Consider the following 13805-nt stretch of genomic DNA (forward strand, 5'->3'; position numbering starts at 1 on the left):
CCGGCTGGCGGCCGCTACGACGTCTCCCGCAGGATCGCCGATAGCATCTCCCGCGATGCGCCGGACAAGGCTGTGGGCGCGGCTGGAGCCTTGCCTTTCCCGGCGGGCTCCAGCGAGTCGATCAGCGACGAGAATGCCTGGGTCAGCGATGCGTCGGATTGCGGCACGGGTTTGCCTATGCCCGTGCCCGCCGCTTTCGCCAGGAGCCGCTTTGCGGCTTCCAGTGGTTCCGCGGCCGGGTTGTTTGTGCCGGCAGCGGCTTTGATGCGGTCCGCGATGGCGGACATCAGGTCCGGACCCTTGCTATTGGCGCCGGCTGACTTCAGGGACTTTTTCCTGGCCTTCCATTTTTCCCTTTCGCTTGAATAGGCCGCCAGCAACGCGAAGCGGTCGCGTTCGATCAGCAAAGGCGAACCCGCGATATCTACGGCCAGGGACTGGAATGCGGCGCGCGCGGCCACGGCGTTGTCGCTCAGCAGCGCGGTGGTCGTCTCGGTCCATTTGCGGTGGAATGGCAGTGCCGCGGCGGCGCTGAACATGTCCTCTCCCAAGGTGGGGCGTTGCTCGAAAGCCAGCACCAGGTAATCCACGTCGTTTACGGGCTCCAGGGCGCCGCTGCCATTCTGGCGGTGCAGTACGCCGTCCACCAGCTGCAGGCCCTGCAGCTTGTCCTGAGAGTCGGCGCCGGCCAGCACGCGATAGCCGCTGCGCCGTAGCGCCGCGCCGTCGAAGATGCCAAAACGGATGCTGACGCCATCGGTGCCGAAGAGCTTGCTCAGGGGCTTGAGCAGGCCTTCGCCTGCCTTGACGACGGCGCCGCCCACCGCGCCGCCGAACATGCTGACGGTAGTTGCGACGAAGTCGAGTATGCCGCGAGTGAGGCTGCTGTCACTGAAGCGGCAAAGCGCCGCAAACATTTCCAGGCCGTCGCTGTTGTAGGGTACGTTGCGGGCGATATAGACGTCGCGGAACATCACCCTGCCCCCGCCTGATTGGGGGGCCGCCGTTCCCATCGCCTGCTGGATTGCGTCATAGCCGACGACATACGGAATCTCGCGCTGCGTGCCCGCCTCGGTATAGCGCAAGAAGAAGGCGCACAGGGGCAGGAAGGCCGCGATGTAGTTGCCCGCATCGGTCAGGCGCATTTCGACCATGCGCACGCTGAAATAGCACTGCCCGGGGACGAAGGCTTCGCCGTTGAGCCCGCGCTCGACCGGGGCCGCGCTGCCGGGCGGCGGATCGATCTCCGCGTAGTAGTTGCGCCCTGCGGGCACCGTCGCCATCAATGCGCCCACGCCATCCGTGGAGGTGCCCAGATCTCCAATCTTGCGCAGCATGCCGAATAATGAAGCCATGGTGTCCGATCCTTGGTCGCAGTCAGTCACGCACGACTGCCAGTGCGGAAGCCCAGGTGGGAGATCCCCTTGACTCATCGTGCGAGCCGGCGCAGGCGCGCCGGTAAGCTTCCGCGAATCCCTGGGTGTTGGAGGCGTCGAAGTAGGCCGCATAGAAGCGCCTGATGAAGCGGGCGCAGGTTTTTTCCTCGACTTGCCAGCGGAAGGCCAGCACGCCCATGGCGCCGGCCCGCATGACTTCCAGCGCGGTTCGCACCGATGCGCCGCTGCATGAGGAAAGCACCAGCAGTTTGCAGTTGCCGGCCTTCATCCAGCGGCCGACCAGACGTATCGACAATTGCAGGCCTTCGCCCTCTTCCTCCCCTGGCAACACCAGCATGGTGCTGTCGCGGATCGAATGGGAATGGCCCGAGAAATGCAGGATGTCATAGCCGCCGCCCGTAACCTTGTCTTCCAGGTAGTCTTGCAGCGCGTAGCCAGTCAGCGGCGGGACGTCCTCGACCACCAGCCGCCCGTCCAGGCGCTTGGCCAGGGTTTGCAGATTCGCGAGTTCATCGGCGACGGATTCCAGGGGCGGCAGCGTGACGTTCGGCATGTCGTCGTTGCCGTCTTCGGGCTGGAATGAAATCGTGCCGCTGAAGTTTGCGCCGATGAACAGCAGGCGCAGGGGAGCCGCCGGGCGCGGCTCCGGCTGGCTCCAATCGCTGGCGGAGTCCATGCCATCTATGTGCAGGCGCCTGGCCATGGGAATCCGCTGGCACAGGTAGCGCCGGTCGCTGGCAGTGAGGTTGGTGTTGCAGCTCAACTCGAACGGCAGGCTGAAGAAGGCCGCGCTCTGGCGGTCCGATACGTTGAAATCGAATCGCAAGTCCATCCAGGCCAAGCCGTCGCCGGGCAAGACGCCGTCCTGGTCGCGTGCGCGCTGGATCAGCGTCGCGATAGGCGGGCCAACCGTTTCAGCCACCATGACGTCGAACGCCTGCCTGCCCATTTCGCTGAGCGACTCCAGCCAATCGGCCACCTTCTGATTGTCGAGATAAGGCGAGAATTTGGCCACGCGTATCAGCAACGATTCGATGTCGGATTGCCGCTTGTAGGGCATTTCCGGCGACTTGAATTCATGTGGGCCAAACTGGATCCGGTATCGGACTGCTTTTTCGGCGACTTCTATGACGAGGCGGCGGCGTTGGGTCGCCGCAGCCACGCTGTCCAGCACCAGGGCGAGGTCTGCGCCGCCGTCGCGCTTTTTTCCGATCTCGTTGCTCCACATGAGGCGCTCGGGCCGTTCCAGCACACAGCGTTGTACAGCCTCGGATGGATTCTCCGTCACGACCAGCACGGGCACGGGAGCGTGCTCGGCCAACCAGTTCAGGAGATCGACGACCGCCGCGCCGCTCTTTTTCTTTCCGGGGGTCGGAGGCGGCTTGGCGTCCACGATGATCAGACCCGGCGGGGTTCCATACCGCTCGATTTCCTGTCGCGCGTTCTCTACATCAAAGACGTGCCGGAACGGGGCGCTGACGAAAGGTTTGATCCGCGGGAGCTTCTGCTCGTGCCGGCGCAATTGTTGAATACGGTCGGCCCAGCACTCCTCGTCGGAATCGTCTCCACCCGCAAGCAGGATCCAGTTGCTGTTCTGTGCTGCCTGTTCCATCGTATGTCTCCTTTACCCCGAACGGGAAGGAAAGCGCATGGTGAACGAGCGCCATGGCGGCAGGACCGATTCGTATGCCTCGGAGGGAGCCGCGTAGGATTCCGCCAGCGATGGCTCCGTGGCCAATGTGCCGCCATGGGCCTGCATGGTGCGCACGATCTGCTCGATGGCCAGGCCGGCGCCGTCGTGTGCCGCGCGCTCCGCGTTCAGCAAGGCGTCGTCGGGCACCGCGTACGCGCGCTGCTCTGTGTCCCAATGTTGTTCGGCGCTCAGGCCGAGGCGTACCGAGCATCCGTCGGGATCATCGCTGATGACGATTTCCACGCGAGCCTCGTCGGAGCGGCATCGCAGCAGATAGGCAAGAATGGATCGGAATGCGGTGGACAGCGCCTCGCTATCGGCATGCACCATGGGACCGCCGCCGGCGCGAGCCTGACCCAAGGACGCGATGCGGTCCTGATCCCGTTGCGGGAACGCCGCGATGACCCGCGTCAGCAGTTCCTGCAATGCCAGGCGGGCATGCTCGGGAGGGGCCTGGCGGCGCGCCTCGCTGGCGCTGGCCAGCCGCTCGAACGTAATGTCCGCCTTGCCGATCTCCGCCACGATGCGTTGGCTGAGCGCGTGGGCCCGGGTAACGATGGCCTCGGGCTGTTCGCCACGCGCGGCATCCTCGTGCAGCAGCGCCGTCTGCGTGGTCAGGCTGCAGGCCAGCGCCAGCGACGTCCGGGTCTGGTCGGCGATCTCGGCCACGGTTTCGCGCAGGAAGCGCATATCGCGCGCCCATTTCATGTCCGCGATGTCGGTGAAGAACCAGATCGCCATGTCCAGGCTGGGGTCCAGGTCCGTCCGGGTGGCCAGCACTGAACGGGGTTGTCCGCCCACGCCACGCAGCTCGATGCGTTCCCGTCGCACAGCGGTTTCCGAAGTCAGCAGCGCGTGCGCCGCCGCGTCGTCAGGCAGCGCGAACGCTGTGATAGACACCGGCGTTTCGCCTTCGAGGCAGCGGCCGGGTTCGGCGCCCAGCATGTCGGCCGCGACGCGGTTCATTTCGATGATGGAGCCTTCGCGGCCCACGAACACGACGGCCTGTTCGGTTTCGGCCATCAGGCTCTGCTTGGTCTGCCTGAGCAGATGCTGATCCAGTCCCTCTTCCAGCGATGCGATGATTTCCAGGAGGTCGTCGGCGTCGGGACCTTTGAATGCATGCGACACGGAAGACTCCACATCCAGCAGCCAGCGGATCCTGCCGTTAAGGCGGATCGGCACCGTCATGGCCGAACGTAGCGGCCGGGGCGGCCCGGTGTAGTCATTCCTGGGATCCGCGGGATCACCCACATCGTCCAGGGACAGCAGTTGCCGTTGCCGCAATGTCTGGCCGAGCATGCCGCGTTCGATGGGTTGCAGGTAGCCTGCAGGCAGGGCGAACTCCGGCGCCAGGCTGTGTTGTGTCACGATCTCGTAGCGGCTTTCCTTGCGGTTCACCCGGAGAAGCGCCACGTAATCCCAGGAGAAGAACTGCGCCAGTCTGGGCACGATGTCCTCCGCGGCCTTGCGCAAGGAGGCGGCCGTCATGATCGTCTGCCGCAATGATTCCGCGAACGCGGCGCGCTCGTCATCGCGCTCCTTCTCGAAGCGCATCAGCACCGGCTCCAGGTCCAGGGCGCGCAGTATTTCCAGGTGGTGCTGGCCATATTGCGCCGCCTGGCGCGAACACAGGCTCAGCGCCGAACTGTAGCCGCCCTGACGGGTGACGGGCAGGGTCACGCTGGCCTGCATGCCCATGTCGCGGTAGCGACGCACCACCTCGTTCGCGGGATCAAATTCCTGGTCGCTGACGAAGCGGTTCATGTCCTCGATCCAGGTCTGTCCGGAATCCAGGAAGGATCGGATCGTGGGCGGCAGTTTCATCCAGCGCGCCGGCCACAGTTCCACCCCTTCCGGGCGTACCGCGATGGCGCGGAACAGCGATACCTGTCGATCGTAGATGCCGAACACGGCATGCTCGAATGGCACCAGCGGGCGGATCTGCTCGAGGATGGCATCGAGTTTTGCACGCCAGCCAGCGATGGTGGGATCCAGCGCGATGCGCCGGATTTCTTCGCGGGCTGATTCCAACGCCCGCGACTGGATGATGGCAATCACGCCCAGCAATTCGCCATTAGGTGCGGGATCTGGCGTCATCACCAGCTGGAATAGCCTTTCTTCGCCGCCCAGGCCTGGCATGGCGACGATCACGGCCACCATGGAATCGCCTTCCTGGTTGCGGGCGCAGCACCGGATGGCATCGGCGATACGGGGCGCATCGCTCTTGCGGAAATGGCGGGCCAGCGGCTCGCCGCAAACTTCATCGAGTTTCTGGCCCAATGCGCGCGCCGCTTCGCGGTTGGCGAACCGCACCACGCCTTCAAGATCCAGTCGGAAGACGGCATAGGGCGTGCGTTCGAATCGGCGTGACTCCGCTTTCCTGAAAGGCGTGCCGTCGTTGACCAGCACAACGAGTTCGCCGTTTTCCAGTTCGCACAATGGCACCAGTTGTGCCGGCACGGGCGCGCCGTCCCTGGCCTGGTAGATGCCACCCACCGCGCCGCGGCCCATCGTCAGCGGCTCGCCCAGGCCGTAGGCCTCGGAGGCGCTGCGGCCGCGAAACTCCTGGGCGCTGGGGGCGAGGGTATCGCTGACGCCGAGAATTTCTCCGCCCCGGTCCAACAGCAGGCATGGCACGCCCGCTCGAGACATCAACTGCAGCATTTCTGCCGGGTCACCCGGAATTGAACCGGATGTCGGCACGCGCACTTGCTTGCCATTCTCCAGGTCTGTTTGTGCCTGCGGAATCTCAAACATATCGAAGCCCTCCCTGCCTGCCGCCCTGCCTGGCGCGGCTGCCGGCTCAACGCTTGATGAACGCAATGATCTGCTGCTGGGTGCCTTTGTCGTTGTCGAAGCCGCCGTGCGTGCTGGCGGCCACTGGCGGGCTGGCGGATCCGGGCAACGCACTGCCAGCGGGCGAGACGTGCACGGCATCGCAAGGAAGACCGGCGTCGCGGAAATACCGCTCCATCCCCAGCAGCGGCGTGGTGGTGCCGCCTTCGAAGGACTCGCTCACCAGGTATAGCAACGAACGGCGGTACGGGCCGCAGGTGGGATCGTCTTCCTCGGCCCGGTCGGACAGATGGAATTGCTGATAGCGCTTTACCCGGGTCTTCAGGTTTGGAACGACCAGTCTGCGGAAGGTCTCCAAGGTGACTGCCGGCGCCATCAGGTTGAGCGATTCCAGTTCGCCGCCATCGGCCGCCAGCCGGTGCACGAAGTGGCTGGCGACGATGGCGCCCGCCGAATGGGCGACGATGTGCAAGCGCACGCGTCCCTGGCTGACGTGCGCCTTGAAATGCTTGTACAGCATGATCATGGCCGCCTCTTCCTGCGCCATGCCCTTGGGGGCGGGCTCGCTCATGGCCTGGGCGTTCTGCTTCATTTCTCCCCAGATCACCGTGCCGGGCCGCGCCAGCCAGCGTTCCAGGCGCTGGTTCCACCAGCGCTCCAGCCGCTCGCCCAGGCCGCCGGTGGTGCGCGGAACACTGTGGGCGGCGTCCTGGATGATGTTCTTCACCGTGGTGATGAAATCAGTTTCCCACATCAGGAAGACCGGGAATATTTGCTTTTCATAGAGCAGCGGTATCCATTCGGCGGCGGCCTCTGCCGCGTCCTCTTCGCCGACCAGTCCACCGTGCGCGTAGACGCACACGTCCATGGGTTTGTCTTTCAGGCCCCACTTCTCGCGCGCGGCTTGCATGTGCACGTCCACGATGGCGCGCAGATCGTCGGGCGTGGTCCGGAACGCGCCGCTGTTGCTGAGCTTGCCGTTGTTGCCCACATTGACGATGAAGGGAGAGATCTCGCGGTTGCGCAGCACTGTTCCCGCGGCCAGGGTGACTCTTTTTCCCTCGGTGCGCAGCGTGATGCTGTTCGAGATCTTGGTGTGCTCATGCGTGACCACGCCCAGCTGGACCACCCAGCAATCCATGGCGTTGCGCATCCAGTCGTCATAGGTCAGCACCGCCATGCCGTGGGTGCCCCATTCCTCGCCCCAGGAATTCTGAATCAGGAAACCGTCCTGGGTGTAGCCGACGATGACGAAGGCATGGCCGTCCGTTGCGGTGTCCTGTTTGTCGGGTGGAATGATCCAGAAGGGCTGGGCGCCAGGTGTGGACGGCGCCTTCAGCGGGGTGACGCCGTGGCCCTCGTCCCAGCCGGTGTGGCAGCCCGCGCTGGCATAGAGGATGCCGACCTCGTTGAGCGCCGCGTGCATTTCGACGATGTTGCGCGTGTCGATGCGGTAGTAGGCTCCCAGCGGGCGTTTGACGGCATCCAGCCACCAGTCGTCGGCAGTGTCGTTGGCTGCCGCCGGCATGGTCAGGGTCGGAAACAGTTCCTGGGCGCATGCGCCATGCTTGAACCAGCCCTTGAGCGCACCGCGCAGGCTGGATCCGTTGTCATCGACGGATCCGGGAAACTCGTCGTAGCGCCTGGCCATGGAGTACAGCATGAATGGCGAGATGGCCGGGCGCGGTTCGCGCTCCGATTTGCGCAACAGGTATTCGACCACGGTGGACAGGGCGAAGCCGGTGCAGGCCGAGGTGTCTTCCTGATGCTTCACGGTCAATCCCATTGCCGGAATCATTTCGGTCTTGGGCGTGACCGAGATGTTGGGATGGAACGGGATGTCCCGGACATCGAACGCGTCCGGCTTGGCCGTGCGGCGAAATGGCAGTACGGGGGGCTGCTTGCGGTTTTTGCGCGCCGCAGCCGGCCGGGGCTCCGATGCCGCGGCCGGCCGCTTTGCCGACGTCTTGCGTGCCGGGGCGGCACGCCCTGCTTGCTTCTTTGCAGCCATGGCGTACTCCAATGGGGAGGGCTTTCAACCCTTCCGCGGTATCGACATGCTGGTAGAGGGCGCTCCCGTCGACGATGAAGTGCGGGGCGGAGCGGTTCTGCCGGAAGGCAGCCACCGCGCCGTGGGCGCTGCTGCCTTCCATGGCGTGATGGACGATCTTATGGGGGCCGCCCAGATGCGGTCCGGGAGGTCCGGAGAGGGGTCGCCAAGTCGCGAACGGACACCGTGCCATTGCTTGTATCCTCGAAACGGGCGGCGTTTTCCAGGCAAGACGACATGACGACAGTGATGATTGCGCCCGTAGCTGCGATATATAGGCGCGCCTAAACCAGATCGCTAGTATCCGAAAGGACTACTCCGTGAACTTGCAATAGTGCATGAGCACTATTGAAGGCTTAGTCCCATGCCGCCGCCAGCCCTTGGGGATTGACTTCGCGGCCGTCGCATTCCAACGCCGCGATTTGCGCCATGTCTTCGTCCGTCAGGCGCAGGTCCTGGGCAAGCAGGTTGCTGGCCAGGTTTTCGCGTTTGGTCGAGGACGGAATCACGGCGTAGCCCAGTTGCAAGGCCCAGGCCAGCGCGACCTGCGCAGGCGTGGCGTCGTGGCGTTGCGCGATCTGTCCGATGACCGGATCCTTCAGCACCTTGCCGTAGGCCAGCGTCATGTATGACGTGACCTGGATGCCCTGCTCCTGCAGGAAGGCGGTGAGCTTGCGGTTCTGCAGGTAGGGGCTGAGTTCGATCTGGTTGGTGGCGATCTGTTCGCGGCCCACGGCGGCGATGGCGGCGCGGGTTTCAGCGATGGGGAAGTTGGAAATCCCGATCTGGCGGGTCAGCCCCTGCGTCTTGGCCTCGGCCAGCGCGGTCATGAATTCGTCGATGGAAACGCCGTTGCCGGGGGCTGGCCAGTGGATCAGGGTCAGGTCGACATAGTCGCTGCGCAGCTTGGCCAGGCTATCCTTCAGGCTGGGAATGAGCTTGCCGTGCGCGTAGTTGGGGACCCAGATCTTGGTCGTGACGAACAGGTCGTCGCGACGCACGCCGGATTCGGCGATCGCCTGTCCGACCTCGGCTTCGTTTTCGTAGATCTGCGCGGTGTCGATGGCGCGGTAGCCCAGGTCCAGCGCGTTGCGCACGGAATCGACGACGGTCTGGCCCTGCAGGCGGAAGGTGCCGACGCCGAAAGTGGGGATGCTCATGTGAAACTCCTTTGGGGTCATGGGTCCGGGCAATGGCGCCCGGGAATGCATGCAGTGTGCCCGTCGGATACTTGCGGAAAAAGGCCGATATGCATGAAAGACTTTTGATATACATGCAAAAATGAAGACGACACTCGACGAAATGCAGGTCCGCGGATTCGAGTAAAAGGGGTTCGTCGCATGCGCAATCTGGATTTCACTTCCTGGCAGGGCCTGCTCTCGACGTTGCTGGGGTTGGCGCTGATTACCTTGATCGGCGTCGGTGTGCGCCTGCTGGTCATGCAGACCATCCAGCAGCGCCGCGCCCGCGAGAACCGGCAGATCAACGAACGCCTGCGAACTCTGATCGCGGCGTACAAGGCACTGGGCGGGTCGTTCACCGGCAATCTGGCGGTGGATCCCAGGCATCTGCGTGACCTGAAACGCGAGGAGGCGGCGGCCGCCGAAGGCAGTGGGCCCGTGCCGCTGCGGCCCAGCGGGGACCGCGCGCGCCGCATGCGCGACGCCACCGAGGCCGCGCTCTCCGACATCATTCTGCTGGGTACCGAAGAGCAGGTTCGCCTGGCAGCCAAGGCGGCGAGCGACCTGGTCGAAGGACGCCCGGTGCACACGGCCGAGCTGGTGGTGTCGTTGCGTGAATTCATCCGCCGGGTGCTGGACCTGGAGCCGGTGCCGCCCACGCTGGATATTCCCCGGCAAGGCCCGGCGCGGCCGTCTTCATCGGCGCGCGGCAAGGTCGAAGGCGGCGCGAAATCGGGCGCAGGCGGCGGAGAAGGCGGTGCCGGTGGCGGCGGCGTGATGATGGGCCTGGGCTTGGGCGAGGACGGGCACCCGTAGGACAAACGAGGCGCTTGCGGCAAGCCCGTCCGATCTACGATGCGGGGCCGGTGCCGTTCACCGATTCATACACCAGCGTGGCCAGCGTCAGGTCTTCCAGCGCGCTGCCCACTGCCTTGAATACGGTGATTTCCTGGTCGTCGCGGCGACCAGGCAGTTGGCCCGCGGCCAGCTGGTGCAGGTCGCCGCGGATGTCCTCGCGCTTGAGCGTGCCGGCCTCGAAGGCGGCCAGCAGGTCGCCGGATTTGGTGGGCGCCTCGCCGGTGTCCACGTAGACGGAAGTGCCGTCGAAGCAGGCCGCGTCCGTTTCGCGCATTTCGGGTTTGAAGCTGCCGATCAGGTCCAGGTGCACACCGGGGCGCAGCCAGGCGCCGTGGATCAAGGGCACCGTGGACAGGGTGGCGCAGCTGATGATGTCGGCCTGGCGAGCGGCGCTTTCCAGGTCGGCGGCGGCTTGGGCGTCGAAGCCCAGGGTGCGCAGTTCGCCGGCCAGCTTTTCGGCGCCGGCCGGGCGCACGTTCCACACCAGCACGCGCCGGATCGGGCGCACCGCGCGCATGGCTTGCGCCACCAGGCCGGCGATGCGGCCGGAGCCCACGATGAGCAGCGTACTGGCATCGGCCCGCGCCAGGTAATCCGCGCCCAGCGCAGCCGCGCCCGCCGTGCGGTAGACCGTGACGACGTCGCCGTCGACCTGGGCAATGGGCACGCCGGTGGTGGCGCTGTACAGGTTATAGGTGGCGTGCAGGCCTGGCAGACCCTGATGGGTGTTTTCGGGGAAGATATTGATGATCTTCACGCCGAAGTAGCCGCGGTCGCTCCAGGCCGGCATGATCAGCGAGGTGCCGTGCGCATTGCCGGACTGGATGGCGTGGACATGCCGGGGCGGCACGGTGGCGCTGCCGCGGAAGGCTTCCCGCAGGGCGGGAATGACGGCGTCGAAGGACAGGGCGTTGCGGGTCTGTTCGGTGTCGATAAAGCGCATGGGTTCTTGCCTGCGGCGGTTCGGTCGATCTGGGGGCCAGCAGGCAGTCTAGCAGCGCAGGCGGCGCCTGCCCGCGCCGCCGCGGGCAGGCATGCGTCTTAGTCGATGGCCGCCGTGGGCAGCGGATCGCCCGCCCCGGTCCGCTCGACGATCAGCTTGTAGTGCTGCGGGTTGCGGTGCTTGGCGAAATTGAACACGTGATCGCGGAAGGCCTGGCCCATGGCCAGATCGATGCGGGCGGTGATTACTTCGTCTTCTTCGCCGCTGGAGCGCGCCACGATCTCGCCCGACGGCGCGACGATCATGGAACTGCCGATCATGTGGTGGCCGTCCTCGTGGCCGCACTTTGCCGCGGCGCCGACCCAGACCGCATTCTGGTAGGCGCTGGCCTGCAGCACGATCTCGTGCGTGGTGGTGCGCAGGTGCGCAGGTTCGTTCCAGTGGATGTTCAGGGACGGCGTGTTGTATCCCAGCACGATCAACTCGGCGCTTTGCAGCGACATGACGCGATAGGTCTCCGGCCAACGGCGATCGTTGCACAGGCACATGCCGATCTTCACGTCATTGGCTTCCCACACGCCGAATCCCAGGTCGCCGACTTCGAAGAACTTTTTCTCCAGGTGTTGGAACGGTGCGCCGATCTTGTGGTCCGAATGGCCTGGCAGATGGATCTTGCGGTACTTGCCGATGATCCTGGCGCTGCGGTCAACCAGGATGGCGGTGTTGAATTGGCGGCCTTCCGGTGTCAGTTCGGCATAACCCAGGTAGAAGCCTATGCCCAGTTCGCGCGCGGTATCGAACAGCGGCTGCACGTCTGCGTTGGGCATGCTTTTTTCAAAGTAGCGCTCCACGGCTTCGGCGTCGTCCATCCAGTAGCGCGGGAAGAAGGTGGTGAGCGCCAGCTCGGGAAAGACGACGAACTCCGCGCGGCGCGCGGCGGCTTCGCGCATCATTTCGACCAGGCGGCGCACCACGGCCGCACGCGAATCGGCAAGGTTCACTGCGCCCATCTGGGCGACCGCCAGGCCCATCTTGCGGGCGGGGTATGCATTACTCACGATGTGGATCTCCAGGCTGAAGCCGCAAGCATGCACGCGCGGGCTGAAATCCGGAACCGCGGACGGCGCCGGGGCCGCAGGCAGCCCCAGGCCGGCCGTTTTTCGCTAAAGCCATGATTCAGCGGGACATTCGGCCCGCCACGCAGTCAGCATCCGGGCGCCATGCATAACGAGGCGTCATGGAGTCCATGCAAAGTTTTATATCGGGTTTCCCCGTATGCCCGCGCTCAGAGAGCCTTGAAGGTCTTGAGATGGATACTGGTTTCGGTAGCGGCGATGCCTTTGAGCGTGCGCAGGCGGTCCAGGACTTCGGACAGCTGGTCGATCGTGGGCACACGGAGTTCGGCCAGGAGGTCCCAGCGTCCGTTGGTGTCGTGCAGGCCCGCCACGCTGGGCTCGCCCATCAACAGGCTTACGATCTTGCGGGTTTCATGGCCTTCGACGGCGATGCTCATCCAGGCGACGATGTCCTCGGTTTCCACTTCCGGACGCAGCCGCACGGTGTAGCCCAGAATGATGCCCCGCTCTTCCAGTTTCCGGATGCGGTTGTCGATGGTGCCGCGCGAGACATCCAGCTTCTTGGCCAGCGTGGCAACCGACATGCGGGCATCGGCGCGCAACAGCCCCAGCAGGTTCTGATCGAGCGTGTCCATTGTTAAAAGTGCTAATTTCGGCTGTCAGAATGGCAGAATCTTAGCGTTTTGTGTGGATTGTTGTCACTATTAATTGGTTTGCCCATCCCCCAGAATTTCTATTCCATAACTCGGGGAGAACAAATTGACGACGCTGCTTTCAACTTCCGACGTGGCGAAGATCGTGGCCTTGCAAGGCCCGCAACAGGTCTTTGCCGGCATGCTGGACTATCTGCTGTCGGACTTTCTTCGATGGCAGGAATTCGACAAGAGCGCGCGGGTCGCCAGCCACTCGGCGACCGGGGTGATCGAATTGATGCCCACCGCCGATAGCGAGTTCTACACCTTCAAGTACGTGAACGGCCATCCCGGCAATCCGCTGGCCGGCCTGTCCACCGTGATGGCGTTTGGCGCGCTGGCGCAGGTCAGCACGGGCGAGCCGCTGCTGATCAGCGAACTGACCCTGACCACCGCCTTGCGCACGGCCGTGACGTCCGCACTGGCGGCCCGCGCACTGGCGCGGCCGGACTCGCGCAAGATGGCGTTGATCGGCAACGGCGCGCAAAGCGAGTTCCAGGCGCTGGCGTTCCATTACATCCTGGGCATCGACACGCTGCACGTCTATGACGTGGACGCAGGCGCCACACGCAAGCTTGAAAGCAATCTGGCTTCAGTGCCCGGCTTGCGCGTGGTGCGCTTCGACAGTGCGGCGGATGCCGTCCAGGGCACGGATATCGTCACGACCGTCACCGCGGACAAAACCTACGCAACCATCCTGACCGCCTACATGGTGGAGCCGGGCATGCACATCAATGCGGTCGGGGGCGACTGCCCGGGCAAGACGGAGTTGCACGCGGATGTGCTGCGCGCCGGACCGGTATTCGTCGAATACGAACCGCAGACGCGCATCGAAGGCGATCTGCAGCAGATGCCGCCGGACTTCGCCGTGACGGAATTGTGGCGCGTGCTGACGGGCCAATCCGCCGGCCGCCAGAGGGCCGAAGAGGTGACGATCTTCGATTCAGTGGGCTTCGCGCTGGAGGATTTTTCGGCTCTGCGCTGGCTGCGCGATGCCGCCGGTCGCCACGGTGTCGGCACCCGTATCGAGGTCGCTCCGCAATCGCAGGATCCGAAAAACCTCTTCGAGGTGGTGCGCGCGGCGCAACCCATGCTGGCGCGGGTCTAGCGTCCCTG

General features: G+C 64.7%; 10 protein-coding genes. 2 read left to right on the top strand and 8 right to left on the bottom strand.

The window, feature by feature from the left end; genetic code table 11:
- Window positions 1-14: 14 nt before the first annotated feature.
- The 5 genes from VCS63_RS04295 to dkgB all read right to left on the bottom strand — a co-directional run bounded on the left by VCS63_RS04295 (window position 15) and on the right by dkgB (window position 9099).
- Window positions 15-1355, bottom strand: coding sequence for a hypothetical protein (locus tag VCS63_RS04295; protein ID WP_323878552.1), 1341 nt, complete (start codon window positions 1353-1355; stop codon window positions 15-17).
- 22 nt (window positions 1356-1377) lie between these two features.
- Window positions 1378-3009, bottom strand: a complete 1632-nt coding sequence (locus VCS63_RS04300; RefSeq protein WP_323878554.1) for a CHAT domain-containing protein — start codon at window positions 3007-3009, stop codon at window positions 1378-1380.
- A 12-nt stretch (window positions 3010-3021) separates the two neighbouring features.
- Entirely contained in the window at window positions 3022-5850 is a 2829-nt protein-coding gene (locus tag VCS63_RS04305) for a PAS domain-containing protein (protein WP_323878557.1), read from the bottom strand.
- Between the two features lie 46 nt (window positions 5851-5896).
- Complete coding sequence (locus VCS63_RS04310) at window positions 5897-7900, bottom strand: hypothetical protein (protein ID WP_278488111.1); 2004 nt, start codon at window positions 7898-7900, stop codon at window positions 5897-5899.
- Window positions 7901-8295: 395 nt separating this feature from the next.
- Window positions 8296-9099 carry a 2,5-didehydrogluconate reductase DkgB gene (dkgB, locus tag VCS63_RS04315; RefSeq protein ID WP_063961294.1) on the bottom strand — a complete coding sequence of 268 codons (804 nt, stop codon included), beginning with the start codon at window positions 9097-9099 and terminating at the stop codon, window positions 8296-8298.
- Between the two features lie 180 nt (window positions 9100-9279).
- On the opposite strand from dkgB, the gene VCS63_RS04320 reads away from it, so the two are divergent.
- Window positions 9280-9936 (top strand): hypothetical protein, encoded by a 657-nt coding sequence (locus VCS63_RS04320; protein ID WP_323878560.1) that lies wholly within the window; start codon window positions 9280-9282, stop codon window positions 9934-9936.
- A 34-nt stretch (window positions 9937-9970) separates the two neighbouring features.
- Here VCS63_RS04320 and VCS63_RS04325 read toward each other — a convergent pair whose 3' ends face one another.
- From VCS63_RS04325 to VCS63_RS04335, 3 genes are all read right to left on the bottom strand, one after another.
- Entirely contained in the window at window positions 9971-10921 is a 951-nt protein-coding gene (locus tag VCS63_RS04325; RefSeq protein WP_063639247.1) for an ornithine cyclodeaminase family protein, read from the bottom strand.
- Window positions 10922-11019: 98 nt separating this feature from the next.
- Window positions 11020-11952 (bottom strand): N-carbamoyl-D-amino-acid hydrolase, encoded by a 933-nt coding sequence (locus VCS63_RS04330; protein WP_174564784.1) that lies wholly within the window; start codon window positions 11950-11952, stop codon window positions 11020-11022.
- Window positions 11953-12206: 254 nt separating this feature from the next.
- Window positions 12207-12632, bottom strand: coding sequence for an Lrp/AsnC family transcriptional regulator (locus VCS63_RS04335; protein ID WP_042795652.1), 426 nt, complete (start codon window positions 12630-12632; stop codon window positions 12207-12209).
- Window positions 12633-12756: 124 nt separating this feature from the next.
- Between VCS63_RS04335 and VCS63_RS04340 the strand changes: the two genes are divergently transcribed.
- The gene (locus tag VCS63_RS04340) at window positions 12757-13797 is read left to right on the top strand and encodes an ornithine cyclodeaminase (protein ID WP_323878562.1); all 1041 of its coding nucleotides are present in this window, start codon (window positions 12757-12759) and stop codon (window positions 13795-13797) included.
- The last annotated feature ends 8 nt before the right edge of the window (window positions 13798-13805 follow it).

It is taken from the genome of Achromobacter sp. D10, assembly GCF_035282245.1.
In the GTDB taxonomy this organism is placed as follows: Bacteria; Pseudomonadota; Gammaproteobacteria; order Burkholderiales; family Burkholderiaceae_B; genus Achromobacter; species Achromobacter insolitus.

Excerpts from the sequence above, each read along its gene's own strand:
- VCS63_RS04310 (WP_278488111.1), bottom strand. The coding sequence starts at position 7,900 with ATGGCTGCAAAGAAGCAAGCAGGGCGTGCCGCCCCGGCACGCAAGACG.
- VCS63_RS04335 (WP_042795652.1), bottom strand. The coding sequence starts at position 12,632 with ATGGACACGCTCGATCAGAACCTGCTGGGGCTGTTGCGCGCCGATGCC.
- VCS63_RS04305 (WP_323878557.1), bottom strand. The coding sequence starts at position 5,850 with ATGTTTGAGATTCCGCAGGCACAAACAGACCTGGAGAATGGCAAGCAA.
- VCS63_RS04330 (WP_174564784.1), bottom strand. The coding sequence starts at position 11,952 with ATGGGCCTGGCGGTCGCCCAGATGGGCGCAGTGAACCTTGCCGATTCG.
- VCS63_RS04295 (WP_323878552.1), bottom strand. The coding sequence starts at position 1,355 with ATGGCTTCATTATTCGGCATGCTGCGCAAGATTGGAGATCTGGGCACC.
- dkgB (WP_063961294.1), bottom strand. The coding sequence starts at position 9,099 with ATGAGCATCCCCACTTTCGGCGTCGGCACCTTCCGCCTGCAGGGCCAG.
- VCS63_RS04300 (WP_323878554.1), bottom strand. The coding sequence starts at position 3,009 with ATGGAACAGGCAGCACAGAACAGCAACTGGATCCTGCTTGCGGGTGGA.
- VCS63_RS04320 (WP_323878560.1), top strand. The coding sequence starts at position 9,280 with ATGCGCAATCTGGATTTCACTTCCTGGCAGGGCCTGCTCTCGACGTTG.
- VCS63_RS04325 (WP_063639247.1), bottom strand. The coding sequence starts at position 10,921 with ATGCGCTTTATCGACACCGAACAGACCCGCAACGCCCTGTCCTTCGAC.